The sequence below is a fragment of the Pseudomonas sp. DCA-1 genome, assembly GCF_046523955.1.
GTDB lineage: Bacteria > Pseudomonadota > Gammaproteobacteria > Pseudomonadales > Pseudomonadaceae > Aquipseudomonas > Aquipseudomonas putida_Y.
In genome coordinates this window covers 5,825,477-5,848,383 of record NZ_CP169881.1, presented here as the reverse complement: position 1 = coordinate 5,848,383, position 22,907 = coordinate 5,825,477, and the positions used below count along the sequence as shown (strand labels likewise).

Genomic DNA, 22,907 nt, shown 5'->3' with positions numbered 1-22,907 from the left:
TCAGGCCGGTTGTTCCGCAGGGTTTTTGGCGACCGAGCACAGGCGGATCGAATCGGCGAGGATCTCGATGGCCTTTGGCCGCGGGAAACTGGCGCGCCAGGCGATGGCTACCGTGCGGAATGGTGCCGGTGCCGTCAGCGGGCGCACTTCGATGACGCCGGGGGCGTAGTGATGGCTGTGCACGGCCGACAGCGGCAGGATCGATACGCCAAGGCCCGAAGCCACCATGTGACGGATGGTTTCCAGCGAGCTGGACTCGACCGTGGTGTGCCTTGAGCCTTCACCCCCCTTGTTCAGGGTAGGGCAGGCTTCCAGTACCTGGTCGCGGAAGCAGTGGCCCTCACCGAGCAGCAACAGGCTCTTGTCGTTGAGCATGGCAGTGTCGATGGTCTTCTTCGCCGTCCATGGGTGGTCGGCAGGCATCAGGGCGCAGAACGGTTCGTCGTAGAGCGGTAGCGTCAGCACGTCGGCTTCGTTGAACGGCAGGGCGATGATCACCGCGTCCAGTTCGCCGTTGCGCAGCTTTTCGCGCAGTACGTGGGTGAAATTTTCTTCGATGTACAGCGGCATTTGCGGCGCCACGCGGTGCAGCTGCGGGATCAGGTGCGGGAACAGATAGGGGCCGACGGTGTAGATGGCGCCGACCTTGAGCGGGGCGGTCAGCTGATTCTTGCCGGCCTGGGCCAGTTCACGAATGCCTTGGGCCTGCTCCAGTACCTTCTGCGCTTGGGCGACGATGCTTTCGCCGACCGGGGTCAGACGTACTGCGCTTTTGCTGCGCTCGAAGATCAGAACGCCAAGCTCGTCCTCGAGCTTCTTCACACCGACCGACAGGGTTGGTTGGCTCACGTGACAGCGCTCGGCGGCATGGCCGAAGTGCTGTTCCTGGGCGAGTGTGACGATGTAGCGTAATTCGGTGAGGGTCATAACGTGCGTCCATGAAGTTGCGGGCCCAGCATAGCGGCTGCAATCGATAGACGCACGTTATCAGACTTGCCGAATTGTGACAGAAGCAAAAGTCTCAGCGGCGGTCCAGTGAGTAGACGAACGGTGCCACGACTTCAATCGTGCCATTGTTCAGCAACTCGGGTGGCGGCTTGGGTACCTTGCCGGCCCGACGGATCATTTCCAGGGTCGCCCGATCGAGTGAGGCACTGCCTGAACCACCGGCCATGGAGTACGACACGACCTTGCCTTCGGCGTCGACCACGAAGCGCAGGCGGTTCATGCCTTGCAGGCCGCGACGGCGCGCGTCTTCCGGGTAGCGCTTGTACTTGGCCAGGTGGCGCAGCAGGTCGCTCTGCCAGGTTGGCAGTGCTTTGCTGTTGGACGCAATGCTCGGAGCCGGTGCCGCGGACTTCTGCGGTGGCGTGTTGCTGGGCGGTGCGTCCACCGTTTGCTCGGTGGGTGGCGCTTCCTTCGGCGGCTCAGGCTTTTTCTCGGGCTTGGGCGGCTGGGGCTTGGCCTTCGGCTTGGGCGGCTTGGGGATGGCGATCTTGGGCTTGGGCGCTTCTGCCAGCTTCGGCAACGGTGGTTCCTCGACCGGGGCCGGTGGCTGCGGAGCTGCCTTTGGGGGTGGTGGTGGCGCAGGCTCCGGCAACGGTGCCAGTTCGACCATCATCGCTGCCGGGGGCAGCTCGATGGCCTGGGGCACCGACCAGTTGAGCGTCAGCAGCACGGCGACCACGTGCACGCCCAGCACGATCGCCAGGCTGCCACCGTAGCGCGCCATGTTAGAGCGCGTTTTCATCATTTCTTGGCTGCCGTCTCGAGACCTACAAGACCGACTTTCAGGTAGCCGGCCGCGCGCATGTTGTTCATCACTTCCATCAGGTCGCCGTAATCCACGCCTTTGTCAGCCTGGAAGAAGATGGTGGTTTCCTTGTCACCCTTGGTCTTGGCGTCGAGCATCGGGCCAAGCTGGTCGGGTGCAGCCACCTGGTCGTCTCCGACATACAGCTTCTGGTCGGCCTTGACGCTGACGAACACCGGTTTCTCTGGCCTTGGTGCCGGTTTGGCGGTTGAGGCCGGCAGGTCGACTTTGATGTCGACCGTGGCCAAGGGAGCGGCGACCATGAAGATGATCAGCAGCACCAGCATCACGTCGATGAACGGCGTAACGTTGATTTCGTGGTTTTCGGCGAGGTCGTCGCCACCTTCGTTGAGATGCAGGCCCATGGCTTACCCCACTTTCACCATGTGCGGGGCGGCGCGCTCGCTGCCCTGGTGGTCCAGATCACGGCTGACCAGCAGCAGTACCTGGGCGGAGGCATCGGACACCTGCGCCTTGTAACCGGCAATGGAGCGGGCGAAGACGTTGTAGATGACCACGGCCGGGATTGCCGCGACCAGGCCCAGAGCAGTGGCCAGCAGCGCTTCGGCGATACCTGGGGCAACGACGGCCAGGTTGGTGGTCTGGGTCTTGGCGATGCCGATGAAGCTGTTCATGATGCCCCATACGGTACCGAACAGGCCGACGAACGGCGCGGTGGAACCGATGGTTGCGAGGACGCCGGTGCCGCTGCTCATGGTGCGGCCGCTGGCATGTACCAGGCGCTCCAGACGGAAGCTGACGCGCTCCTTGATGCCTTCTTTTTCGCGAGCGTTAGCCGAAAGGCGCATCTCTTCGAGGGCATCGTGGACCAGGGTATGGGCCAGGGTGCCTTCCTTGTTGGAGACTTCGCTGGCTTCTTTCAGGGTGGTGGACTTCTTCAGCTGGGCGATTTCACCACGCAGGCGGCGCTTGGCGCCCATCAGCTCGAAGCCTTTGGCAATCCAGATGGTCCAGGTGATGATGGAGGCGATGGCCAGGCCGATCATGACGATCTTCACCACGATGTCGGCGTTCTTGTACATGCCCCATGGGGACAGGTCATGGGCCATGCCCAGCGAGGTGTCTTCGACCAGGGCTTGAACGCTCGGGTCTGCTGCGGCCGGTGTATCTGCCGGGGTGGTGGCAGTGGCACCAGGCGCAGGCGCATCGACCGGGGCAGCAGCGGGTGTGGCCGGGGCAGTTGCAGCAGCAGGCGTGGCGGCGTTGGTGGTTGGCTCATCGGCCATGGCCACCGGGGCCAGCACCAGGCTGAGTGTCAGCGCGGCGATGGCGCGCCAGGCGCGCGACGGGGTTGGCGAAGCGGAAGGTTGAGTACGTGTCATGCTGGCCGGACCTGATGAAGAAAAAAGTGAGCGTTCTCCAAGGCCTCGATGCAGGCCGAGAACAATTTGGCGGCCATTATTGCAAGTAATTCTTGTTAACAAAAGTAATATTGTAGCTTTTTTCGCCTATGGTCTAGCCGCCCATCGTGTAGCGTGGCCAGGCTGATCAATTGGTCTAGGGGAGTTTAGAGATGTCAGACCTTTCCGTGATGGTGGTGGGTTGTGGTGATGTGGGTGGGCGTCTGGCCAGGCAGATGTTGGCTAAAGGGTGGAAGGTGAGCGGCCTGCGCCGTTCTGTCGATCAGCTGCCCGCTGGGGTTCAGCCGGTTGCCGCAGACTTGGCCGAACCGTCGATGCCGCTGGCCTGGCCACAGGGCGCGCTGGATTACCTGGTGTACTGCGTGGCGGCCAGCCAGCACGATGAGGCGGGTTACCAAGCAGCCTATGTTGATGGCTTGCGCCATGTATTGGCCTGGTTGGCCGAGCGTGGTCAGCGCCCGCGTCGCCTGTTGTTCGTCTCCAGCAGCAGCGTGTATGCGCAGAAGGATGGCGAGTGGGTAGAGGAGGGCGCTGCCACCGAGCCTGAGGGCTATTCCGGGCGAGTGATGCTGGAGGCTGAGCGGTTGGCACTGGCCAGCGGCATCCCGGCGAGCGTGGTCCGCCTGACCGGTATCTATGGCCCAGGGCGCGAATGGTTGCTGAGCCAGGTGCGTCAGGGTTACCGCGTAGCCGAGGAGCCGCCGCTGTATGGCAACCGCATTCATGCCGAAGATGCCGCCAGCCTGCTGGCGTTTCTGCTGCAGGCCGATGCTGATGGCAAGGTGCTGGACGACTGCTACATTGGCGTTGATGACGACCCCGCGCCGCTGGCCGATGTGGTGGCCTGGCTACGGGCGTATATGGGGGTTACCGAATGGTCCGATGAGCAGCGGGTGCGGCGTACTGGCAGCAAGCGCTGTAGCAATGCCCGGGCGCGGGCGCTGGGCTGGGCGCCTGTATATCCGAGCTACAGGGAAGGCTACGCCGCGATTCTGGCAGGAAAAGCCTAGCTGGCAGGTGGCGCGTTCCCTTGTGGGAGTAACTGTCTTGCTCAATTTCTAAAAGCTGGCGCGACCCTGTGGGAGCGGGCTTGCCCGCGAACACGGGCGAAGCCCGTACCATCCACCGCGGTGTCTTCTTCGCGGGTAAACCCGCTCCTACAGGGACCGCGCATCATCTCAGCTGCGCTCCAGCGCCCACTGACGCTTGCCCGGTGCCAGTTCCGGCATTTCATCCGGCTGCGCACGGTTCACTGCCTGGAAAATCTCCAGCTTGTCGCCATCGCGCTTGATGATGAACGGTGCACCGCGCTGGTTGCGCTCCAGCCACAGGCTGTCATTGCTGCCACCCATGGTCGCACAATCACCCGCCAGGCACAGGGCGAAGCGGTCCGGCCCGGGTAGGCCGGTGACGTTGCCGGTGTCGCTGAAGCGCACGCTGGCACCTTTGCCCTGGCCTTCGACGATCTTCCAGTTACCACCCAGGTAGGCCTGGTACAGCGCCTTCTCGAAGCTGCTGCCCAGTGGTGCATTGGCTGTCGCCGGCACCTTGGCGCGCACGAAGGTTTGCTTGGCGCCACTTTGGTCGACGGCCAGCAGCTCGTCGCCATCGAGCGAAAGCTGCTCGGTCTGGCCGCCATGGAAACGGGCCTGCCATTGCTTGTCATTGGCGCTCAGCTGGCCGTCAGCGGCCTCGAAACCATTGCTATAGCTGGCTTGCTGATTGGCCACATCGAGCTTCCACTCGAACACTGGGCCATGCTCATTCAGGGCCTGGCGCAGGCTGCCGGCTTTGACCGCCGCAGTGATGGCTTCCTGGTTGATCCAGATGCCGTTGAAGTCTTCGGGTTTGTGGCTGGTGCAGCCGCCCAGTAGCAGGGCTGCCAGCGCGAAGGGCAGTGCTTGACGCATGACGGGGTAACCTTGCGGAGTAAGAAGGGTGACGGGCAGGGGCCCGTCACCAGGGCATCATTCGATGACCAGGATGGCGTCCATTTCGACCTGAGAGCCTTTTGGCAGCGCGGCAACGCCGATGGCGGCGCGGGCTGGGTAGGGCTGTTCGAAGTAGCGGCCCATCACCTCGTTGACCTTGGCGAAGTGGCTCAGGTCGGTGAGGAAGATGTTCAGTTTCACGATGTCCTTGAACGAACCGCCAGCGGCTTCAGCCACGGCCTTGAGGTTCTCGAACACCTGCACGGTCTGGGCCTCGAAGCCTTCGACCAGTTCCATGGTCTTCGGGTCCAGAGGGATCTGGCCCGACATGTACACGGTGTTGCCGGCCTTGATCGCCTGCGAGTAGGTGCCGATGGCGGCAGGGGCCTTGTCGCTGTTGATGACGGTTTTGCTCATGATGACTCCTTGCGGTTGGCGGACTACGTACGCATGCGGGTGATGCGGACCACACCGGTCAGGGTACGCAGCTTCTTGATCACACGCGCCAGGTGCACGCGGTCGTGCACGCTGACCACCAGTTGGACCACGCTGATACGGCCGTCGCGTTCGTCCATGCTGATCTTTTCGATGTTGCCGTCGGCGGCGTTGACGCTGCTGGCCAGCAGGGCGATCAGCCCGCGCTGGTGTTCCAGTTCGACACGCAGTTCGACATTGAACTCGCCAGTGATGTCCTTGGCCCAGGAGAGCTGCACACACTTTTCGGGGTTGTGGCGGATTTCACTGATGTTGCGGCAGTTCTCCAGGTGCACGACCATGCCCTTGCCGGCCGACAGGTGGCCGACAATCGGGTCACCCGGGATCGGCGTGCAGCACTTGGCGTAACTCAGCACCAGGCCTTCGGTACCGCGGATCGCCAGCGGGCCTTCTGGCGCCGGCAGCTGTTCGCCTTCGGCCGACAGCAGGCGGCGCGCGACCACGTAGGCCATGCGGTTGCCCAGGCCGATGTCTTCGAGCAGGTCTTCTATCAGCTCCAGGCGGTACTCGGCGAGAATGGACTGGATGCGTTCCTGGGGGATTTTCTCCAGGCTGCTGTCGAAGCCGGTGAGTACCTTGTTCAGCAGGCGCTCGCCCAGGCTGATGGACTCCGAGCGGCGCTGTTGCTTGAGCGCGTGGCGGATATTCGTGCGTGCCTTGCCGGAGACCACAAAGTTGAGCCAGGCCGGGTTTGGCCGAGCGCCCGGGGCGCTGACGATTTCCACGGTCGAGCCGCTTTGTAGCGGTTCGGACAGCGGCGCCAGGCGGCGGTTGATGCGGCACGCGATGCAACTGTTGCCAACGTCGGTGTGCACCGCGTAGGCGAAATCGACGGCCGTGGAGCCTTTTGGCAACTCCATGATCCGGCCTTTGGGCGTGAACACGTAGACCTCGTCCGGGAACAGGTCGATCTTCACGCTCTCGATGAACTCCAGGGAGTTGCCGGCACGTTGCTGCAGTTCGAGGATACCCTTGACCCACTGGCGGGCACGCGCGTGGCTGCCCTTGGGCTGCTCGTCGTCGTTGGACTTGTACAGCCAGTGGGCGGCAATACCGTTGTTGGCCATCTCTTCCATTTCGCGGGTGCGGATCTGGATTTCGATGGGCACGCCGTGCATGCCGAACAGGGTAGTGTGCAGCGACTGGTAGCCGTTGGCCTTGGGGATCGCGATGTAATCCTTGAAGCGCCCGGGCAGCGGCTTGTAGAGGTTGTGCACGGCGCCGAGCACGCGGTAGCAGGTGTCCACCTTGTCGACGATGATGCGGAAGGCATACACGTCCATGATCTCGTTGAAGGCACGGCGCTTGCCGCGCATCTTCTTGTAGATGCCATAGAGGTGTTTCTGCCGACCGCTGACCTCGCCCTCGATGCCGTCGGCGGCCAGGCAGTTGGCCAGCGAGTGTTCGATCTTGGCGACGATTTCTTTGCGATTGCCGCGTGCGCTCTTCACTGCACGGTGAATCAGCGACGAGCGCATCGGGTGCATGGCCTTGAAGCCAAGGTCTTCGAACTCCACGCGCACATTGTGCATCCCCAGGCGGTTGGCGATGGGGGCGTAGATCTCGAGGGTTTCCTTGGCGATGCGACGGCGTTTTTCGCCAGACAGCACTTCCAGGGTGCGCATGTTGTGCAGACGGTCGGCCAGCTTGACCAGGATCACGCGAATGTCGCGGGCCATGGCCATGGCCATCTTCTGGAAGTTTTCCGCCTGCGCCTCGGCCTTGGTCTCGAAGTTCATCTGGGTCAGCTTGCTGACCCCATCGACCAGTTCGGCCACGGTCTCGCCAAACTGCTGGCTGAGGGCTTCCTTGGCGATGCCGGTGTCTTCGATCACATCGTGCAGCATGGCCGCCATCAGGCTCTGATGGTCCATGTGCATGTCGGCGAGGATGCTGGCCACGGCCAGCGGGTGGGTCACGTAGGGCTCGCCGCTGCGGCGGCGTTGCCCATCGTGGGCCTGTTCGGCGTAGAAATAGGCACGCCGGACCAGGTTGACCTGTTCGGGGCCAAGATAGGTCGAAAGCCGTTCGGCCAAGGCTTCTATACCCGGCATGGGTTCACCTCCTGCCGAGGAAGAGGGCCTTGCGCCGTACGACGTCGACCTGGCATCAATCAGACAGCCTCGTTGTTCTCGTCCTCGAACGCGGCGAACACCGGATCCTCGGTGACGATCTCTTCAGCAGCGATGAACTCGTTGGTGACGATGCCTTCAGCAATTTCACGCAGGGCAACAACGGTTGGCTTGTCGTTTTCCCACGCAACGCGTGGCTCTTTGCCGCCGGTCGCCAGCTGGCGAGCGCGCTTGGTCGAGAGCATGACCAGCTCAAAGCGGTTATCCACGTGTTCCAGGCAGTCTTCAACAGTTACGCGGGCCATGGTCTTCCTCAGTAGCAATTGCGGTGGGCGTGCAGCCCATTAGTGGGCAGGCGGACTCGATAGTATAAAAATTCACCAGCCAATAGGGAAGCGCTGTTTTGCCGGGCGGTACCTGCAAACCCTGCGATGCCTTCTTCGCGGGTGAACCCGCTCCTACAGGGACCGCGTAGCTTGTAGCGGCGGGTTTACCCGCGAAAGAGCCGGAACAGACACCCTCAGTGCATGAGCTTGACGATAACCTCAGAGCATCGCGTCACGCAACCGCGGGGTCAGCTCTTCGAACAGGGTCTGCACCGAGCGCAACGCCCGGCAATCCGGCCGGGTCAGCAGCCACAACTGGGTGTCGCAGCCGGCCAGGGGGCCGCTCAGTGCATCCACCCCGGGCAGCGCATGCACCATGTAATCCGGCAGAGCTGCCACGCCCAGGCCGGCCGTGACCAGTTGGGCGATGGTCGACATGCTGCTGCACTGGTAGCGCGGGCTCAGGCCCGGGTATTGTTGGTTGCGCCAGACCACCGTAGGGTGGTCCTGCATCGAGTCGTCAGGTGCGATCCACGGCACGCTGGCAGGCGACTCGCTCAGGCGCTCGCGCCACTGTGGGTGGCCGCAGACTACATAGGAGGTGGAGCCCAGGTTGCGGCCCACCAGGTGCTCCGGTGGCGTGTTGGTCAGGCGCAGGGCAATATCGGCGTCGCGCCGGCTAAGGTTGGCGAAGGTGTTGGAGGTGCCCATCTCCAGCGACAAGGCCGGGTAGTTGGGCATGAACTCGGCCAGCGCCGGCAGCAACAGGCTGTGCATCACCGCCTCGGTGCAGGTCAGGCGCACCGTGCCGCTGACCACTTGCTCGCCACTGGTCATGGCAATGCGCGCCGCTTCGAGCGCCTGCTCGGCACGTTCGGCCTGTTCGGCCAAGGCCTGGGCGGTGTCAGTCGGCAGATAGCCCTTTCGGCTCTTGACGAACAAGGCGGTGCCCAGCGCCGACTCCAATCGGCGGATCGAGCGGAACACGGTCGAAACGTCGACTTTGAGCAGTTCGGCGGCTTTGGCCAGCGAGCGGCCACGTTCCAGTGCCAGGACCAGAGAGAGGTCGGCGTGGGTAATCTGATATTGCATTGATGCACGCTCTGCTTGCCAAATTGCCAATGTCTGTTGCGTCTGGGCCATTTTATAGTGAAACGGCCCCCCGGAATCAATGCGCCCGGTCGGGTAACCAGTCCCCACGATGGGAAAGTGAAAACAACAACAGCTGCAACCATCGTCGCCCGTGAGGCGCCAGCCGTATCCCCACATCGCCGCAGCACATCAAAGGATGTACACCATGACGTCGGTAACCCCGTGCGCCAGTTCTTCCAGCGAGATGAATGACTTCCTCCAGGCCCATCCGGACACGCAGTACGTAGACCTGCTGATCTCCGACATGAATGGCGTGGTACGTGGCAAGCGCATCGAGCGGGCCAGCCTGCACAAGGTGTACGAGAAGGGCATCAACCTGCCCGCATCGCTGTTCGCCCTTGATATCAACGGATCCACTGTCGAAAGCACCGGCCTTGGCCTGGACATCGGCGACGCCGACCGCATCTGTTTCCCGATCCCCGGCACGCTGTCGGACGAGCCGTGGCAGAAGCGCCCCACCGCCCAGCTGCTGATGACCATGCACGAACTGGATGGCCAGCCGTTCTTCGCCGACCCGCGTGAAGTGTTGCGCCAGGTGGTGAGCAAGTTCGACGACCTGGGCCTGGATATTTGCGCCGCTTTCGAACTGGAGTTCTACCTGATCGACCAGGACAACCTCAACGGCCGCCCGCAGCCGCCGCGCTCGCCGATCTCCGGCAAGCGCCCGCATTCAACCCAGGTGTACCTGATCGACGACCTCGACGAGTACGCCGACTGCTTGCAGGACATGCTCGAAGCGGCCAAGGAGCAGGGCCTGCCCGCTGACGCCATCGTCAAGGAAAGCGCACCGGCGCAGTTCGAGGTCAACTTGCACCACGTGGCTGATCCGCTGAAGGCCTGCGACTATGCGATCCTGCTCAAGCGCCTGATCAAGAACATCGCCTACGACCATGAAATGGACACCACCTTCATGGCCAAGCCCTACCCGGGCCAGGCAGGCAACGGCCTGCATGTGCACATTTCATTGCTGGACAAGAAAACCGGCAAGAACATCTTCGCCAGTGACGATCCTCTGCAAAGCGATACGCTGCGCCACGCCATCGGTGGCGTGCTGGAAACCATGCCGGCGTCGATGGCCTTCCTTTGCCCCAACATCAACTCCTATCGCCGCTTCGGCGCGCAGTTCTACGTGCCCAATGCGCCGAGCTGGGGCCTGGACAACCGCACCGTGGCCGTACGCGTGCCCACCGACAGCAGCGACAATGTGCGCCTTGAACACCGTGTAGCAGGCGCCGATGCCAACCCGTACCTGATGCTCGCAGCGATTCTTGCCGGGGTTCACCACGGCCTGACCAACAAGGTCGAGCCTGAGGCGCCGATCGAAGGCAACTCCTACGAACAGCTGGAGCAAAGCCTGCCGAACAACCTGCGCGATGCCCTTCGCGCGCTGGATGACAGCGAAGTCCTCAACCAATACATCAGCCCGGACTACATCGATATCTTCGTGGCCTGCAAGGAAAGCGAACTGGCCGAGTTCGAAGTGTCGATTTCCGACCTCGAGTACAACTGGTACCTGCACACGGTGTAAGCCCATGAGCGCAAATGCGGTCCCCTTGATCGGTGTCAGCGCCTGCCGCCAGCAGGTAGGGAAGAACTCATCGCACACGGTCGGCGACAAATATGTCGAGGCGGCCGGCTTTGCCGGCTTGCCGCTGATCTTGCCGGCCCGTGATGGCGGCAGCGACACCCAAGCGCTGTTGGCTCGCCTGCATGGCATTGTTTTTACCGGCTCGCCTTCAAATATCGAGCCGCATCATTACAATGGCGCCCCCAGTGTGGCGGGTACCCGGCATGATCTGGCGCGTGATCGCCTGACCCTGCCGCTGTTGCAGGCAGCCATTGCCGCCGGTGTGCCCGTATTCTGCATCTGCCGTGGCTACCAGGAACTGAACGTAGCTCTTGGCGGCAGCCTGCACCAGCGTGTGCAGGAACTGCCTGGCTACCTTGACCACCGCGAACCTGAGGACGCCCCCCTGGCGGTGCAATACAGCCCTCGTCACTCGGTCAGTATCGAGCCTGGCGGGTTGTTCGAGCGCCTGGGCCTGGCGGCGCAGTTCGAGGTCAATTCGCTGCACAGTCAGGGCATCGACCGTCTGGCCCCTGGCCTGCGCGTTGAGGCGCGGGCCCCGGATGGCCTGATCGAGGCGGTGTCCATGCCGGCGGCGCCGGGCTTTGTGCTCGGCGTGCAGTGGCACCCGGAATGGCGCTTCAACGAAAACCCGGTCTCGCTGCGTCTGTTTCAGGCGTTTCGCGAGGCCTGCATTGCCTACGCAGTACGGGAGGGCTCACGGCAGGAATGATTCTGACGTCAGCCGAAGGTCTCGGATGACTCGTCCCCGATAGCAAGCTTTCAATGAGTGAAAGCGAGCCTTGTACTCAAGGCTTGTGAAAACAATTCCAAAATCTACGGCAAATACTCATGAGCAATTACACAGAAGCCGGTCGCCCACCCGATGTGGCGGCCGACGCGGGCAGCACTCAGCGCAGCAAAGGCCTGGCCAAGGGCCGCTTGGGCCTGCTGGCCAGCGTGGTGCTGGGCATTTCCACCATCGCCCCGGTCTATACCCTGACCGGCGCCCTTGGCCCTACCGTGCGAGAGGTGGGTGCCCACCTGCCTGCCGTGTTCATCGTGGGCTTCCTGCCGATGCTGCTGGTGGCGCTGGGCTATCGCGAGCTGAACTCGGCGGAGCCTGACAGCGGTACTTCGTTTACCTGGTCGGCGCGTGCATTCGGCCCCATGATCGGCTGGATCGGCGGCTGGGGACTGGTGGTTGCCACCACGATCGTGCTGTCGAACCTGGCAGGGGTGGCGGTGGACTTCTTCTACCTGTTCCTTGGGCAGATCACCGGCAAGCACGAACTGGCGGCGTTGGCCGACAACCTGTTGATCAACATCATTACCTGTTGCGTGTTCATTGGCTTGGCAGTGTGGATCTGCTGTCGGGGTATCGCCACTACAATGACTGTGCAGTACGGCTTGGTGGCCCTGCAGTTGCTGGTGTTGGTCGGCTTTGCTTTCGCCGCGTTCGGCGGCACCACCGCGCCGCCACCGCTGGCGTTCGATTTCGCCTGGTTCAACCCCTTCGGTGTCGAGTCGTTTTCGGCCTTTGCCGCTGGCCTGTCATTGTCGATCTTCATCTTCTGGGGCTGGGACACTTGCCTGACCGTCAGTGAAGAATCGGTGGGCAGCGAAGAGGTGCCGGGCAAGGCCGCTACCTGGACCGTGATGTTGATTCTCGGCCTGTACCTGTTCACCGCCATCGCGACCCTGCAGTTCGCCGGTATCAGCGAGACGGGTCTTGGCCTGAACAACCCGCGCATCCAGGAGAACGTTTTTGCCCACCTGGCCGGCCCGGTCATGGGGCCGCTGGCGATTCTGATGTCCATCGCCGTGCTGGCCAGTACGGCGGCGTCGCTGCAGTCCACCTTCGTGGCGCCGGCGCGCACCCTGTTGGCCATGGGTTATTACGGTGCGGTACCGCAGAAGTTCGCCAGCGTATGTCCACGCTCGCAAACGCCACGCTATGCCACCATCTGTGCTGGCGTGGCCGCAGGCCTGTTCTACGTGACCATGCGTACGCTGAGCGAGAACGTACTGGCAGACACCATCACTGCGCTGGGCATGATGATCTGCTTCTATTATTCGCTGACCGCGTTTGCCTGCGTCTGGTATTTCCGCGACAGCCTGTTCGACAGCCTGCGCCACTTCATCATGCGCGGCCTGTGCCCGCTGGTGGGCGGGGTGATCTTGTCGGTGATCTTCGTGCGTACCGCCATCGACAGCGCCTCGCCGGACTTCGGCAGCGGCTCGCATGTGGGTGGGGTGGGGCTGGTGTTCGTGATTGCCGCGATCATCTCGGTGCTTGGTGTCGGGCTGATGATCCTGTCGCGCATGCGTGCGCCGGCGTACTTCCTCGGGGCTACCCTGCGGCAGCAGGCTACCTTGCCTCTGCAGGAATAAATCATTGGGGCCGCTTTGCGGCCCTTCGCGGGCATGCGCGCTCCCACAGGTACGGCACAAGCCTCAAGTCAGTGATTAACCCGTGGGAGCGGGCGTGCCCGCGAAGGGCTGCAATGCAGCCCCCATCGATCTTTAGCCGATCATTTGCTTCAGCAGCGCCGCATGACGCTGCTGCTGCTTCTTCAACAGCAGCCGATTCGAGCGGAACACCGCTTTCAAGTCTGCCAGCGCCGCGTCGAAATCATCATTGATGATCACGTAGTCATACTCGTCGTAGTGCACCATCTCGCTGACCGCTTCCTTCATGCGCCCGGCGATGATCTCTTCGCTGTCCTGCCCGCGTCCGTCCAGGCGCTGGCGAAGCGCCTCCTGGCTTGGAGGCAGGATGAACACCGACAGCGCCTGCGGCATCAGCCTGCGCACTTGCTGGGCACCTTGCCAGTCGATTTCCAGGATCAGGTCGTAGCCCTGGTCCAGGGTCTGCTGCAACGCGCTGCGCGAAGTACCGTAGAAGTTGCCGAACACTTCGGCATGCTCCAGAAAGTCACCTTGCGCGATCAGCGCCTTGAATTCCTCGTGGACGACGAAGTGATAGTTCACCCCGTGCTGCTCGCCCGGGCGCATGGCGCGGGTAGTGTGCGAGACCGAGACGCGGATCTGCTGGTCGTCCTTGGTCAGGGCGGTGACCAGGCTGGTCTTGCCGGCGCCCGAAGGGGCCGAAACGATGTAGAGGGTGCCGCTGCTGTGGTTCATGGTCGGGGTGGCCTTACTCGATGTTCTGTACTTGTTCACGCATCTGTTCGATCAATACCTTCAGGTTGACCGCCGCTTGCGTGCTGCGTGGGTCGAAGGCCTTGGAGCCGAGAGTGTTGGCCTCGCGGTTGAGTTCCTGCATCAGGAAGTCCAGGCGCCGGCCAGCGGCACCGCCACCCTTGAGCACCCGGCGTACTTCGGTGACGTGGGTGCTGAGGCGGTCGAGCTCCTCTGCCACGTCGCTTTTCTGGGCCAGCAGGACCATCTCCTGCTCCAGGCGCTGCGGGTCGAGCTCGGCTTGCATGTCGCCGAAGCGGTCGAGAATCTTCTGCCGCTGCGCCGCCAGCATCTGCGGCACCAGGGCGCGCAGGGTAGAGACTTCGCTGGCCATGTTGTCCAGGCGTTCGTTGATCAGCCGGGCCAGTTCCAGGCCTTCGCGCTGGCGCCCGGCCTTGAGTTCGGCCAGGGCTTCGTCGAACAGCGCCATGGCTTCGGCATTCAGTGCCTGTGGGTCGCTGGTGTCGGCCACCAGTACGCCTGGCCATGACAGCACTTCAAGCGGGTTCAAGGGGGCCGGCTGCTTGATCAGGCCGGCCACTTCCTCGGCGGCGGCAACCAGTTGCGCGGCGCGCTCATGGTCCACCTTCAGCGGTTTGCCGTTGCTGTCTTCGTTGAGGCGCAAGGTGCATTCCACCTTGCCGCGTGACAGGCCCTGGCGCAGGCCTTCACGTACGCCGCCTTCGAGGTCGCGCAGGGCCTCGGGCAGGCGCAGGTGCGGCTCCAGGTAACGGTGGTTGACCGAGCGCAGCTCCCATACCAGGGTGCCTTGGCTGCCGGCGCGCTCGACACGAGCAAAAGCGGTCATGCTGTGCACCATGGGGAGTACCTCGCGTAGATGAATGAACGGTGGGAGCCTCTCGGCTGCAAGGCGCAGGATTGTAGCGCAGTGTCGCCGTGGCGCCCAATCCACCTATGTTACCGACGGGTGGCTACTGGGGTAGGAAAAGGCGACGGGCTGTGCCGGGCGCGACAATAGGCATGTCTTCCCTGGGCTACGGGCTCTATAATGCTCGGCAGATTCAAAGTCCCAGTACAGGTATCCCAGATGAAACGTCCAAGTGGTCGCGTTGCCGATCAGCTCCGCTCGATCCGCATCACCCGCAACTACACCAAGCACGCCGAAGGGTCGGTACTGGTCGAGTTCGGTGACACCAAAGTCATCTGCACGGTCAGCGTTGAAAACGGTGTACCGCGCTTCCTCAAAGGCCAGGGCCAAGGCTGGCTGACCGCCGAGTACGGCATGCTGCCGCGCTCAACCGGCGAACGTAACCAGCGTGAAGCCAGCCGTGGCAAGCAGGGTGGCCGCACCCTGGAAATCCAGCGCCTGATCGGCCGTTCGCTGCGCGCCGCGCTGGACATGAGCAAGCTCGGTGATATCACCCTTTACGTCGATTGCGACGTGATCCAGGCCGATGGCGGTACCCGCACCGCGTCCATTACCGGCGCCATGGTCGCCTTGTGCGACGCTTTGGCAGTGATCAAGAAGCGCGGCGGCCTCAAGGGCGGCAACCCGCTCAAGCACATGATCGCAGCCGTATCTGTCGGCATGTACCAGGGCGAAGCGGTGCTGGACCTCGACTACCTGGAAGACTCCGCAGCCGAAACCGACCTGAATGTGGTCATGACCAGCGCCGGTGGCTTCATCGAAGTGCAGGGTACTGCCGAAGGCGCACCGTTCCAGCCGGAAGATTTCAACGCCATGCTCGCTCTGGCGCAGAAGGGCATGGACGAGATCTTCGAGCTGCAGCAGGCGGCACTGGCTGACTGAAGCCAGCCCAGGAGGTGCGGGGCATGAGCGATTCGAACCTGTCGGTCCCCCCGCCCAATGCCGAAGTGCGGCAATGGGCGATGCTCTGCCACCTCTCCGCGCTTCTGGGCCTGGTAGTGCCGCTTGGCCACCTGCTGGGCCCGCTGGTGCTATGGCACCTCAAGCGCGAGCAAGACCCTTTTATCGACGCCCAGGGCAAAGAGGCGCTGAACTTTCAGATCAGCGTGACCATTGCAGGGCTCATCTGCTTCCTGCTGATGTTCGTGGTCATCGGGCTGGTGCTGTTTGCCATGCTCGCAGTGGCCGTGATGATCCTGATCATCATCGCGGCGGTGCGGGCGAATGAGGGCAAGCCTTATCGCTACCCGATGATCTGGCGGCCGATCAAATAACCATTGGGGCCGCAATGCAGCCCCAATGGTCTTTTAGATGGTCAGCGTCCAGTCATAGTCGACGATCAGCGGCGCATGCTGGGAGAAGCGTGGCTGACGCGGCAGGCGGGCGTTGCGCACGAAGCGGCGCAGGCCTGGAGTGAGGATCTGGTAGTCGAACCGATACCCCAGGTTGAGCATCTCGGCCTGCTCGTTGTCCGGCCACCAGCTGTACTGGTCACCTTCACGGCTGACTTCGCGCAAGGCATCGACATACCCCATCTCGCCAGTGATTGCATCCATCCAGGCGCGTTCTGGCGCCAGGAAGCCCGGCGACTGCTGGCTGTCACGCCAGTTCTTGATGTCGAGCTTCTGCTGCGCCACGTAGAACGAGCCGCAATAGATGTATTCGCGACGCTTGCGACGCTGCTTGTCCAGGTACTTGGCGAAGTCGTCCATCAACTTGAACTTCTGGTTCAAGTCTTCGTCGCCGTTCATGCCCGAAGGCAGCAGCAGGCTGGCAATACTGACTTTGTCGAAATCTGCTTGCAGGTAACGCCCGTAGCGGTCGGCTGTCTCGAAGCCCAGGCCGGTGATGACTGCCTTGGGCTGCATGCGCGAGTAAAGGGCCACACCACCTTGGGCAGGCACCTCCGCGTCGCAGGCATAAAGGAAATAGCCATCGAGCTGGAAAGCTGGGTCGTCGAGTTCAAAGGCCGAGGCGCGGGTATCCTGAAGGCAGATGACGTCGGCATTCTGGGCTTGCAGCCAGCTGAGCAAACCACGCTCGGCCGCAGCCTGAATGCCATTTACGTTCACACTGATGATCCGCATAAATGGCCCCATAAATCTCGTGCGTGTATGATACCCGAGCTCAACCCATTTAGCTAAATCCGTGGTGTCCGGGACTATTCATGCAGCCGTATCAGCGCGACTTTATCCGTTTTGCCATCGATCGCGGGGTACTGCGTTTCGGTGAATTCACCCTGAAATCGGGGCGTACCAGCCCGTATTTCTTCAATGCCGGCTTGTTCAACACCGGCTCCGCACTGGCTGAGCTGGGGCGTTGCTACGCCGCCGCCATCGTCGACAGCAAGATCCCGTTCGATGTGCTGTTCGGCCCGGCCTACAAGGGTATCCCTTTGGCGGCGACTACCGCCGTAGCCCTTGCCGATCAGCATCAGCTCGACGTGCCATGGTGCTTCAACCGCAAGGAAGCCAAGGACCATGGCGAAGGTGGCAGCCTGGTCGGCGCGCCGCTGGCCGGTGACGTGCTGATCATCGACGACGTGATTACTGCCGGTACCGCCATTCGCGAGGTCATGCAGATCATTAACGCCCAGCAGGCCAAGGCCGCCGGTGTACTGATCGCGCTGAACCGTGAAGAGCGTGGCAATGGCGAACTGTCGGCGATCCAGGAAGTGGAACGCGACTTCGGTATCCCGGTGGTCAGCATCGTTTCGCTGACCCAGGTGCTGGAGTTCCTGGCTGATGACCCAGAGCTGAAACAGCATCTGCCGGCTGTAGAGGCCTATCGGGCGCAGTACGGGATTTGATCCTGGCCTGGAAATGAAAAAGGCGACCTTCACATGAAGGTCGCCTTTTTTGTGTCACCTGTTCCGGCCCTTTCGCGGGTGAACCCGCTCCCACCGGATCTCCACAGCCCTCAAAGGCGGTGCTATCCCCTGTGGGAGCGGGTTTACCCGCGAAGAGGCCGGTGCAGGCTAGCCAATCACTCAGCGTGGCTTGCGGTTGGTAATCAGGGTGCCCACGCCGCTGTCGGTGAAAATCTCCAGCAGCACCGCATTCGGCACGCGGCCATCGATGATGTGCGAGCTGTTCACGCCGCCCTGCACCGCATCCAGCGCGCACTTGATCTTCGGCAGCATGCCGCCATAGATGGTGCCGTCAGCGATCAGTTCGTTGACCTGCTCGGTGGTCAGGCCAGTCAGCACCTGGCCCTGCTTGTCCATCAGGCCGGCGATGTTGGTCAGCAGCATCAGCTTCTCGGCTTTCAACGCCTCGGCCACCTTGCCTGCCACCAGGTCGGCGTTGATGTTGTACGACTCACCATTGGCGCCCACGCCGATCGGCGCGATCACTGGAATGAAATCGCCCTTCACCAGCATGTTCAGCAGGTCGGTGTTCACGCTCACCACTTCGCCCACGTGGCCGATGTCGATAATTTCCGGAGTGGTCATCTCGGGCGTCTGGCGGCTGACAGTCAGCTTGCGGGCGCGAATCAGCTCCGCGTCCTTGCCGGTCAGGCCGATGGCGCTGCCGCCGTGGCGGTTGATCAGGTTGACGATGTCTTTGTTGACCTGGCCGCCCAGCACCATCTCGACAACGTCCATTGTCGCCGAATCGGTGACGCGCATGCCGTCGATGAAGTGGCTTTCGATCGACAGGCGCTTGAGCAGGTCACCGATCTGCGGGCCACCGCCGTGGACCACCACCGGGTTGATGCCCACAGCCTTCATCAGCACGATGTCACGGGCGAAGCCCGTCTTGAGCTCCTCGCTCTCCATCGCGTTGCCGCCGTACTTGATCACCAGGGTCTTGCCGACAAAGCGGCGAATGTAAGGCAGTGCTTCGGACAAAACCTCGGCTACATGGGAAGCGGCATCGCGATCGAGGGTCATGCAGGGCTCCTGTAAGGAACAGATAGTCGGTCAGAACGGCAGTTGCAGCTCAGGCTCTACCCGCAGCAACTGGGTGCGGAAAACATCCTTGATACGTTGTAACTCGGCGTCGCTGTCGGCCTCGAAACGCAGCACCAGCACCGGCGTGGTGTTGGATGCACGAACCAGGCCCCAGCCGTGGGCGTAGTCGACCCGCACACCGTCGATGGTGGTCAGGTTGGCTTCGCCCCAGTCGGCATCGCGTTGCAGTGCATCAATGATGCTGAATTTACCCTCGTCGGTCACATCAATATTGATTTCCGGCGTGGAAATATCGTTCGGGAAGGCGGCAAACAGGTTTTCGGCGCTCTGCTCGGTCTTGCTGAGGATCTCCAGCAGGCGCGCGGCGCTGTAGATGCCGTCGTCAAAACCGTACCAGCGTTCCTTGATGAAGATGTGACCGCTCATCTCGCCTGCCAGCAGCGAACCGGTCTGCTTCATCTTTTTCTTGATCAGCGAATGGCCGGTTTTCCACATCAAGGCGCGGCCACCGTGCTGTTCGATCAGCGGAGTCAGACGGCGGGTGCATTTGACGTCGAAGATGATCTCGGCGCCCGGGTTGCGCGACAGCACATCCTGGGCAAACAGCATCAGCAGGCGGTCGGGGTAGACGATGCTGCCGGTGTTGGTCACCACGCCGACGCGGTCGCCGTCACCGTCGAAGGCCAGGCCGATATCGGCACCGGTTTTCTTGACCTTGGCGATCAGGTCTTCGAGGTTCTCTGGCTTGCCCGGGTCCGGGTGGTGGTTGGGGAAGTTGCCGTCGACCTCGCAGAACAGCGGGATCACCTCGCAGCCCAGGGCTTCGATCAATTGCGGTGCAATCACACCGGCGGCGCCGTTGCCGCAGTCCACCACCACCTTGAGCTTTTTCGCCAGCTTCACGTCGCCGACGATCTGCTGGAAGTAGCGGTCGAGGATCTCGACCTTTTCCACGCGGCCCTGGGCCAGCGTCAGGTCGTTGGTTTTCAGGCGGGTCAGCAGGGCCTGGATCTGTTCGTTGGCCAGGGTGTCACCGGCGATGACGATCTTGAAACCGTTGTAGTCCGACGGGTTATGGCTGCCGGTCAGCATCACACCAGACTTGCCGGCCAGCACGTTGGCGGCGTAGTACAGCGCCGGGGTGGGCACCAGGCCGACGTCGCTGACATGGCAGCCCGCATCGACCAGGCCTTTGATCAGCTGTTCCACCAGCATCGGGCCTGACAGGCGGCCATCGCGCCCTACCGAAACCTGCGGTTCGCCCTGGGCCAGGCTTTGTGCGCCGATGGCGCGGCCGATCCAGTAGGCGGTTTCGGCGTGAAGGGTCTTGCCGACCACGCCGCGTATGTCATAAGCGCGGAAAATGCTGTCGGGCAATGCGGCGGGGACCAGGTGGGCCATGTCGTTCATCTCTGGAAACTCCATTAGTCAAAGGCTTTCTGGGCTGGCGCAAACTGAACGCTTGGACGGTGGTTTCGCCAGAGAGTTCGCCATCCTTGGCCTGAACGGTCATTTGCCGGCTCAGTGGCTACCGGAGTGACCGAAGCCGCCAGCGCCACGCTGGCTTTCGTCGAACGCTTCGACGATGTCGAAGTGAGCCTGTACCACCGGTACCAGCACCAGCTGGGCGATGCGCTCGCCAACCGCGATGGTGAACGGCGTGTTGCCGCGGTTCCAGCACGACACCATCAGCTCGCCCTGGTAGTCCGAATCGATCAGGCCGACCAGGTTGCCCAGCACGATGCCGTGCTTATGGCCCAGGCCTGAGCGCGGCAGGATGACTGCCGCCAGGCCCGGGTCGCCGATGTAGATCGACAGGCCGGTAGGAATCAGGATGGTCTGGCCCGGTTCGAGGATGGTGTCTTCCTTGAGCAGGGCGCGCAGGTCGAGGCCGGCGGAGCCGGGGGTGGCGTACGCGGGTAGCGGGAATTCGCTGCCCAGGCGTGGGTCGAGGATCTTGGCTTGAAGAGCGTGCATGTAACTTATTGAACCTGGTTGAGCCGTTCGGCGATGAAGGCGACCAGTTGCCGGGCGATCTTGCCCTTGCTGGTCTGCGCGAAGAGAGTCTGGTGCTGCTGGCGGTCGATCACGGTCAAGGCGTTTTCTTCGCTGTTGAAGCCGATGCTGGGGTTGGCCACATCATTGGCGACGATCAGGTCGAGGTTCTTGTCCTTGAGCTTGCGCGTGGCGTAATCGAGCAGGTGCTCGGTTTCGGCGGCAAAGCCGACGCTGAATGGGCGGTCGGCGCGGCCAGCAATGGTGGCAAGGATATCGGGATTGCGCACCATCTGCAGCAGCATGCCGTCGCCGGTCGTAGGATCTTTCTTCAGTTTTTGTGTGGCAACCACTTCGGGGCGGTAGTCCGCAACCGCTGCCGAGGCAATGAACAGGTCGCACGGCATGGCCGCTTCACAGGCCGCGAGCATGTCCCGCGCGCTGACGACGTCGATGCGGCTGACCCGGTCAGGGGTTGGCAAGTGCACGGGGCCCGTGACGAGGGTCACCCGAGCCCCTGCTTCGGCGGCCGCTTCGGCCAGGGCGAAGCCCATCTTGCCGGAGCTATGATTGGTGATGTAGCGCACCGGGTCGATGTTTTCCTGGGTCGGCCCGGCGGTGATCAGCACGTGCTTGCCGGTCAGTGCCTGGCGCTTGAAGCTTTCCGCTGCGCACCAGGCCAGGTCGGTGGCTTCGAGCATGCGCCCCAGGCCGACGTCGCCACAGGCCTGGCTGCCGGATGCCGGGCCGAACACCTGAATGCCACGGCTTTTAAGCAGCTCGAGGTTGGCCTGGGTGGCCGGGTCACGCCACATGGCCTGGTTCATCGCCGGTGCCACCGCGACGGTGGCGTCAGTGGCCAGCACCAGCGTGGTCAGCAGGTCGTCTGCCATGCCCTGGGCCATGCGTGCCATGAGGTCGGCGGTGGCTGGCGCGATCAGCACCAGGTCCGCCCACTTGGCCAGTTCGATATGGCCCATGGCTGCTTCGGCGGCCGGGTCGAGCAGGTCCATGTGAACCGGGTGGCCCGACAGCGCCTGCAGGGTCAGCGGGGTGATGAATTCGGCACCACCGCGGGTCATGACGACGCGCACCTGCGCGCCGTGCTCCAGGAGACGGCGAATCAGCTCGGCGCTTTTGTAGGCGGCAATGCCGCCACCCACGCCGAGAACGATGCGCTTGCGATACAGCCGCTGCATAGGCTTGCCTTTTTCCAGTGAGAGCGGGCGACGACGTTTGAAATGCCTGCGGCGGAACGTCGCATGTACGAGGCGAAATAGATTAACACACGGCCGAAAAGGGCCGCAGCAAAGGCAGAGGGGCGGGATGAATATCAGGGAGTGGCCGGCGGAAGAACGGCCGAGGGAGAAGTTGTTGCAGCGTGGGGCAGGGAGCCTGACAGATGCGGAGCTGCTGGCCGTTTTTCTCGGCTCAGGCGTACGTGGGCGTAATGTCGTGGAGCTTTCGCGAGGCTTGTTGGTGAAGTTCGGAAGCTTGCGCCGGTTGCTGGAGGCCGACCGCGAGGCCTTCGTCGGCGAGCTTGGGTTGGGCCCGGTGAGGTACAGCCAACTGCAGGCACTGCTTGAGATTGGCCGCAGGCACCTTGCAACGTCGATTGAGCGGGAGTCTGCCATGGACAGCCCGGCAGCGGTGCGACGCTACTTGAAAGCCATGCTCAGGCATGAGGCCAGCGAGGTGTTCGGGTGTCTGTTTCTCGATACCAAGCACCGGCCACTGGCATTTGAGATCCTGTTCAGGGGCACGATAGATCGGGCGAGTGTCTATCCGAGAGAGGTGGTGCGGCGGGCGTTGGTGCACAACGCTGCGGCATTGATCCTGACGGGTTATGGTGTCAACAGTTTGGTTGCATCGCGCTGAAACATCAGCCGTAGAGCCGAATGAAGCCGATTTCCTAGCTTCCAATGTTGCACTATCAATGTTGCAAATCGTGCCGTCGCTGACGGCCAAGCTGTGATCACTCGGACTCAAATGGTTTGGAACACGCCCATGGGGCCGCGTCCTCACGACTCTCTAGGCAAGGAGGATCAGTAGGCATTTTTGTGTAGTTCTGCGCACCGTCCATGTCCAGGCCTAGGCTGCCTAGAGACGTAAGGGGCATCTAGAGTATCAGATGGACCAGCGTAGGCGTGTACCGCAGCCTTGGT

The 22,907-nt window shown here is 62.5% G+C and carries 22 protein-coding genes and 2 pseudogenes; 8 read left to right on the top strand and 16 right to left on the bottom strand.

Going from position 1 to position 22,907, the window contains the following annotated elements; all coding sequences use genetic code 11:
• The 4 genes from ACE4QZ_RS27370 to exbB form a co-directional block, all read right to left on the bottom strand.
• A complete protein-coding gene (locus ACE4QZ_RS27370; RefSeq protein ID WP_012274839.1) occupies positions 1–927 on the bottom strand; it encodes a hydrogen peroxide-inducible genes activator in 927 nt (308 codons plus the stop codon).
• A 94-nt stretch (positions 928–1,021) separates the two neighbouring features.
• Entirely contained in the window at positions 1,022–1,753 is a 732-nt protein-coding gene (locus ACE4QZ_RS27365; protein ID WP_021785257.1) for an energy transducer TonB, read from the bottom strand.
• The gene (exbD, locus tag ACE4QZ_RS27360) at positions 1,750–2,178 is read right to left on the bottom strand and encodes a TonB system transport protein ExbD (RefSeq protein ID WP_003253367.1); all 429 of its coding nucleotides are present in this window, start codon (positions 2,176–2,178) and stop codon (positions 1,750–1,752) included. The genes ACE4QZ_RS27365 and exbD overlap by 4 nt, the downstream gene beginning before the upstream one ends.
• 3 nt (positions 2,179–2,181) lie before the next feature.
• Positions 2,182–3,156, bottom strand: coding sequence for a tonB-system energizer ExbB (exbB, locus tag ACE4QZ_RS27355; RefSeq protein ID WP_021785256.1), 975 nt, complete (start codon positions 3,154–3,156; stop codon positions 2,182–2,184).
• 191 nt (positions 3,157–3,347) lie between these two features.
• Here exbB and ACE4QZ_RS27350 point away from each other — a divergent pair, with 191 nt between their 5' ends.
• Positions 3,348–4,205, top strand: a complete 858-nt coding sequence (locus tag ACE4QZ_RS27350) for an SDR family oxidoreductase (protein WP_021785255.1) — start codon at positions 3,348–3,350, stop codon at positions 4,203–4,205.
• Positions 4,206–4,373: 168 nt separating this feature from the next.
• On the opposite strand, the gene ACE4QZ_RS27345 is transcribed toward ACE4QZ_RS27350, so the two are convergent.
• The 5 genes from ACE4QZ_RS27345 to ACE4QZ_RS27325 form a co-directional block, all read right to left on the bottom strand.
• Positions 4,374–5,105: a hypothetical protein gene (locus ACE4QZ_RS27345; RefSeq protein WP_021785254.1), complete on the bottom strand. Its 732-nt coding sequence runs from the start codon at positions 5,103–5,105 to the stop codon at positions 4,374–4,376.
• A 57-nt stretch (positions 5,106–5,162) separates the two neighbouring features.
• Complete coding sequence (locus ACE4QZ_RS27340; RefSeq protein ID WP_003253379.1) at positions 5,163–5,543, bottom strand: RidA family protein; 381 nt, start codon at positions 5,541–5,543, stop codon at positions 5,163–5,165.
• Between the two features lie 23 nt (positions 5,544–5,566).
• Positions 5,567–7,675 (bottom strand): bifunctional GTP diphosphokinase/guanosine-3',5'-bis pyrophosphate 3'-pyrophosphohydrolase, encoded by a 2,109-nt coding sequence (spoT, locus tag ACE4QZ_RS27335; protein ID WP_021785253.1) that lies wholly within the window; start codon positions 7,673–7,675, stop codon positions 5,567–5,569.
• Between the two features lie 59 nt (positions 7,676–7,734).
• Positions 7,735–7,998 (bottom strand): DNA-directed RNA polymerase subunit omega, encoded by a 264-nt coding sequence (rpoZ, locus tag ACE4QZ_RS27330; RefSeq protein ID WP_003253383.1) that lies wholly within the window; start codon positions 7,996–7,998, stop codon positions 7,735–7,737.
• A gap of 240 nt (positions 7,999–8,238) precedes the next feature.
• Positions 8,239–9,111, bottom strand: a complete 873-nt coding sequence (locus tag ACE4QZ_RS27325) for a LysR family transcriptional regulator (RefSeq protein ID WP_021785252.1) — start codon at positions 9,109–9,111, stop codon at positions 8,239–8,241.
• Between the two features lie 205 nt (positions 9,112–9,316).
• Between ACE4QZ_RS27325 and ACE4QZ_RS27320 the strand changes: the two genes are divergently transcribed.
• From ACE4QZ_RS27320 to ACE4QZ_RS27310, 3 genes are all read left to right on the top strand, one after another.
• Positions 9,317–10,699: a glutamine synthetase family protein gene (locus ACE4QZ_RS27320; protein WP_021785251.1), complete on the top strand. Its 1,383-nt coding sequence runs from the start codon at positions 9,317–9,319 to the stop codon at positions 10,697–10,699.
• Between the two features lie 4 nt (positions 10,700–10,703).
• The gene (locus ACE4QZ_RS27315; protein ID WP_021785250.1) at positions 10,704–11,471 is read left to right on the top strand and encodes a gamma-glutamyl-gamma-aminobutyrate hydrolase family protein; all 768 of its coding nucleotides are present in this window, start codon (positions 10,704–10,706) and stop codon (positions 11,469–11,471) included.
• A gap of 119 nt (positions 11,472–11,590) precedes the next feature.
• Positions 11,591–13,132 carry an APC family permease gene (locus ACE4QZ_RS27310; RefSeq protein ID WP_021785249.1) on the top strand — a complete coding sequence of 514 codons (1,542 nt, stop codon included), beginning with the start codon at positions 11,591–11,593 and terminating at the stop codon, positions 13,130–13,132.
• A gap of 132 nt (positions 13,133–13,264) precedes the next feature.
• Here ACE4QZ_RS27310 and gmk read toward each other — a convergent pair whose 3' ends face one another.
• The gene (gmk, locus tag ACE4QZ_RS27305) at positions 13,265–13,885 is read right to left on the bottom strand and encodes a guanylate kinase (RefSeq protein ID WP_021785248.1); all 621 of its coding nucleotides are present in this window, start codon (positions 13,883–13,885) and stop codon (positions 13,265–13,267) included.
• 13 nt (positions 13,886–13,898) lie between these two features.
• Entirely contained in the window at positions 13,899–14,762 is an 864-nt protein-coding gene (locus tag ACE4QZ_RS27300) for a YicC/YloC family endoribonuclease (RefSeq protein WP_021785247.1), read from the bottom strand.
• Between the two features lie 228 nt (positions 14,763–14,990).
• Here ACE4QZ_RS27300 and rph point away from each other — a divergent pair, with 228 nt between their 5' ends.
• Together rph and ACE4QZ_RS27290 are read left to right on the top strand one after the other, a co-directional pair.
• On the top strand, positions 14,991–15,713 hold the full coding sequence (gene rph, locus ACE4QZ_RS27295; RefSeq protein WP_021785246.1) for a ribonuclease PH: 723 nt from the start codon (positions 14,991–14,993) through the stop codon (positions 15,711–15,713).
• Between the two features lie 23 nt (positions 15,714–15,736).
• Positions 15,737–16,105, top strand: coding sequence for a DUF4870 domain-containing protein (locus tag ACE4QZ_RS27290; protein WP_021785245.1), 369 nt, complete (start codon positions 15,737–15,739; stop codon positions 16,103–16,105).
• Positions 16,106–16,138: 33 nt separating this feature from the next.
• On the opposite strand, the gene ACE4QZ_RS27285 is transcribed toward ACE4QZ_RS27290, so the two are convergent.
• Positions 16,139–16,918, bottom strand: a complete 780-nt coding sequence (locus ACE4QZ_RS27285) for an exodeoxyribonuclease III (protein WP_003253401.1) — start codon at positions 16,916–16,918, stop codon at positions 16,139–16,141.
• A gap of 80 nt (positions 16,919–16,998) precedes the next feature.
• On the opposite strand from ACE4QZ_RS27285, the gene pyrE reads away from it, so the two are divergent.
• Positions 16,999–17,640: an orotate phosphoribosyltransferase gene (pyrE, locus tag ACE4QZ_RS27280; RefSeq protein ID WP_021785244.1), complete on the top strand. Its 642-nt coding sequence runs from the start codon at positions 16,999–17,001 to the stop codon at positions 17,638–17,640.
• A 180-nt stretch (positions 17,641–17,820) separates the two neighbouring features.
• On the opposite strand, the gene argB is transcribed toward pyrE, so the two are convergent.
• The 4 genes and pseudogenes from argB to coaBC form a co-directional block, all read right to left on the bottom strand.
• Positions 17,821–18,726 carry an acetylglutamate kinase gene (gene argB, locus ACE4QZ_RS27275; RefSeq protein WP_004575216.1) on the bottom strand — a complete coding sequence of 302 codons (906 nt, stop codon included), beginning with the start codon at positions 18,724–18,726 and terminating at the stop codon, positions 17,821–17,823.
• 30 nt (positions 18,727–18,756) lie between these two features.
• Positions 18,757–20,124, bottom strand: a pseudogene (locus tag ACE4QZ_RS27270) (phosphomannomutase/phosphoglucomutase); the annotation flags it as partial.
• 144 nt (positions 20,125–20,268) lie between these two features.
• Complete coding sequence (gene dut, locus ACE4QZ_RS27265; protein ID WP_021785242.1) at positions 20,269–20,724, bottom strand: dUTP diphosphatase; 456 nt, start codon at positions 20,722–20,724, stop codon at positions 20,269–20,271.
• A gap of 5 nt (positions 20,725–20,729) precedes the next feature.
• A complete protein-coding gene (coaBC, locus tag ACE4QZ_RS27260) occupies positions 20,730–21,941 on the bottom strand; it encodes a bifunctional phosphopantothenoylcysteine decarboxylase/phosphopantothenate--cysteine ligase CoaBC (protein ID WP_003253409.1) in 1,212 nt (403 codons plus the stop codon).
• A gap of 127 nt (positions 21,942–22,068) precedes the next feature.
• Between coaBC and ACE4QZ_RS27255 the strand changes: the two are divergent.
• Positions 22,069–22,581, top strand: a pseudogene (locus ACE4QZ_RS27255) (JAB domain-containing protein); the annotation flags it as partial.
• Positions 22,582–22,907 lie beyond the last annotated feature (326 nt).

What these genes read in the sequence shown, in the direction of transcription:
- ACE4QZ_RS27370 (WP_012274839.1), bottom strand. Translation starts at nt 927, where the DNA reads ATGACCCTCACCGAATTACGCTACATCGTCACACTCGCCCAGGAACAG.
- ACE4QZ_RS27365 (WP_021785257.1), bottom strand. Translation starts at nt 1,753, where the DNA reads ATGATGAAAACGCGCTCTAACATGGCGCGCTACGGTGGCAGCCTGGCG.
- exbD (WP_003253367.1), bottom strand. Translation starts at nt 2,178, where the DNA reads ATGGGCCTGCATCTCAACGAAGGTGGCGACGACCTCGCCGAAAACCAC.
- exbB (WP_021785256.1), bottom strand. Translation starts at nt 3,156, where the DNA reads ATGACACGTACTCAACCTTCCGCTTCGCCAACCCCGTCGCGCGCCTGG.
- ACE4QZ_RS27350 (WP_021785255.1), top strand. Translation starts at nt 3,348, where the DNA reads ATGTCAGACCTTTCCGTGATGGTGGTGGGTTGTGGTGATGTGGGTGGG.
- ACE4QZ_RS27345 (WP_021785254.1), bottom strand. Translation starts at nt 5,105, where the DNA reads ATGCGTCAAGCACTGCCCTTCGCGCTGGCAGCCCTGCTACTGGGCGGC.
- ACE4QZ_RS27340 (WP_003253379.1), bottom strand. Translation starts at nt 5,543, where the DNA reads ATGAGCAAAACCGTCATCAACAGCGACAAGGCCCCTGCCGCCATCGGC.
- spoT (WP_021785253.1), bottom strand. Translation starts at nt 7,675, where the DNA reads ATGCCGGGTATAGAAGCCTTGGCCGAACGGCTTTCGACCTATCTTGGC.
- rpoZ (WP_003253383.1), bottom strand. Translation starts at nt 7,998, where the DNA reads ATGGCCCGCGTAACTGTTGAAGACTGCCTGGAACACGTGGATAACCGC.
- ACE4QZ_RS27325 (WP_021785252.1), bottom strand. Translation starts at nt 9,111, where the DNA reads ATGCAATATCAGATTACCCACGCCGACCTCTCTCTGGTCCTGGCACTG.
- ACE4QZ_RS27320 (WP_021785251.1), top strand. Translation starts at nt 9,317, where the DNA reads ATGACGTCGGTAACCCCGTGCGCCAGTTCTTCCAGCGAGATGAATGAC.
- ACE4QZ_RS27315 (WP_021785250.1), top strand. Translation starts at nt 10,704, where the DNA reads ATGAGCGCAAATGCGGTCCCCTTGATCGGTGTCAGCGCCTGCCGCCAG.
- ACE4QZ_RS27310 (WP_021785249.1), top strand. Translation starts at nt 11,591, where the DNA reads ATGAGCAATTACACAGAAGCCGGTCGCCCACCCGATGTGGCGGCCGAC.
- gmk (WP_021785248.1), bottom strand. Translation starts at nt 13,885, where the DNA reads ATGAACCACAGCAGCGGCACCCTCTACATCGTTTCGGCCCCTTCGGGC.
- ACE4QZ_RS27300 (WP_021785247.1), bottom strand. Translation starts at nt 14,762, where the DNA reads ATGGTGCACAGCATGACCGCTTTTGCTCGTGTCGAGCGCGCCGGCAGC.
- rph (WP_021785246.1), top strand. Translation starts at nt 14,991, where the DNA reads ATGAAACGTCCAAGTGGTCGCGTTGCCGATCAGCTCCGCTCGATCCGC.
- ACE4QZ_RS27290 (WP_021785245.1), top strand. Translation starts at nt 15,737, where the DNA reads ATGAGCGATTCGAACCTGTCGGTCCCCCCGCCCAATGCCGAAGTGCGG.
- ACE4QZ_RS27285 (WP_003253401.1), bottom strand. Translation starts at nt 16,918, where the DNA reads ATGCGGATCATCAGTGTGAACGTAAATGGCATTCAGGCTGCGGCCGAG.
- pyrE (WP_021785244.1), top strand. Translation starts at nt 16,999, where the DNA reads ATGCAGCCGTATCAGCGCGACTTTATCCGTTTTGCCATCGATCGCGGG.
- argB (WP_004575216.1), bottom strand. Translation starts at nt 18,726, where the DNA reads ATGACCCTCGATCGCGATGCCGCTTCCCATGTAGCCGAGGTTTTGTCC.
- dut (WP_021785242.1), bottom strand. Translation starts at nt 20,724, where the DNA reads ATGCACGCTCTTCAAGCCAAGATCCTCGACCCACGCCTGGGCAGCGAA.
- coaBC (WP_003253409.1), bottom strand. Translation starts at nt 21,941, where the DNA reads ATGCAGCGGCTGTATCGCAAGCGCATCGTTCTCGGCGTGGGTGGCGGC.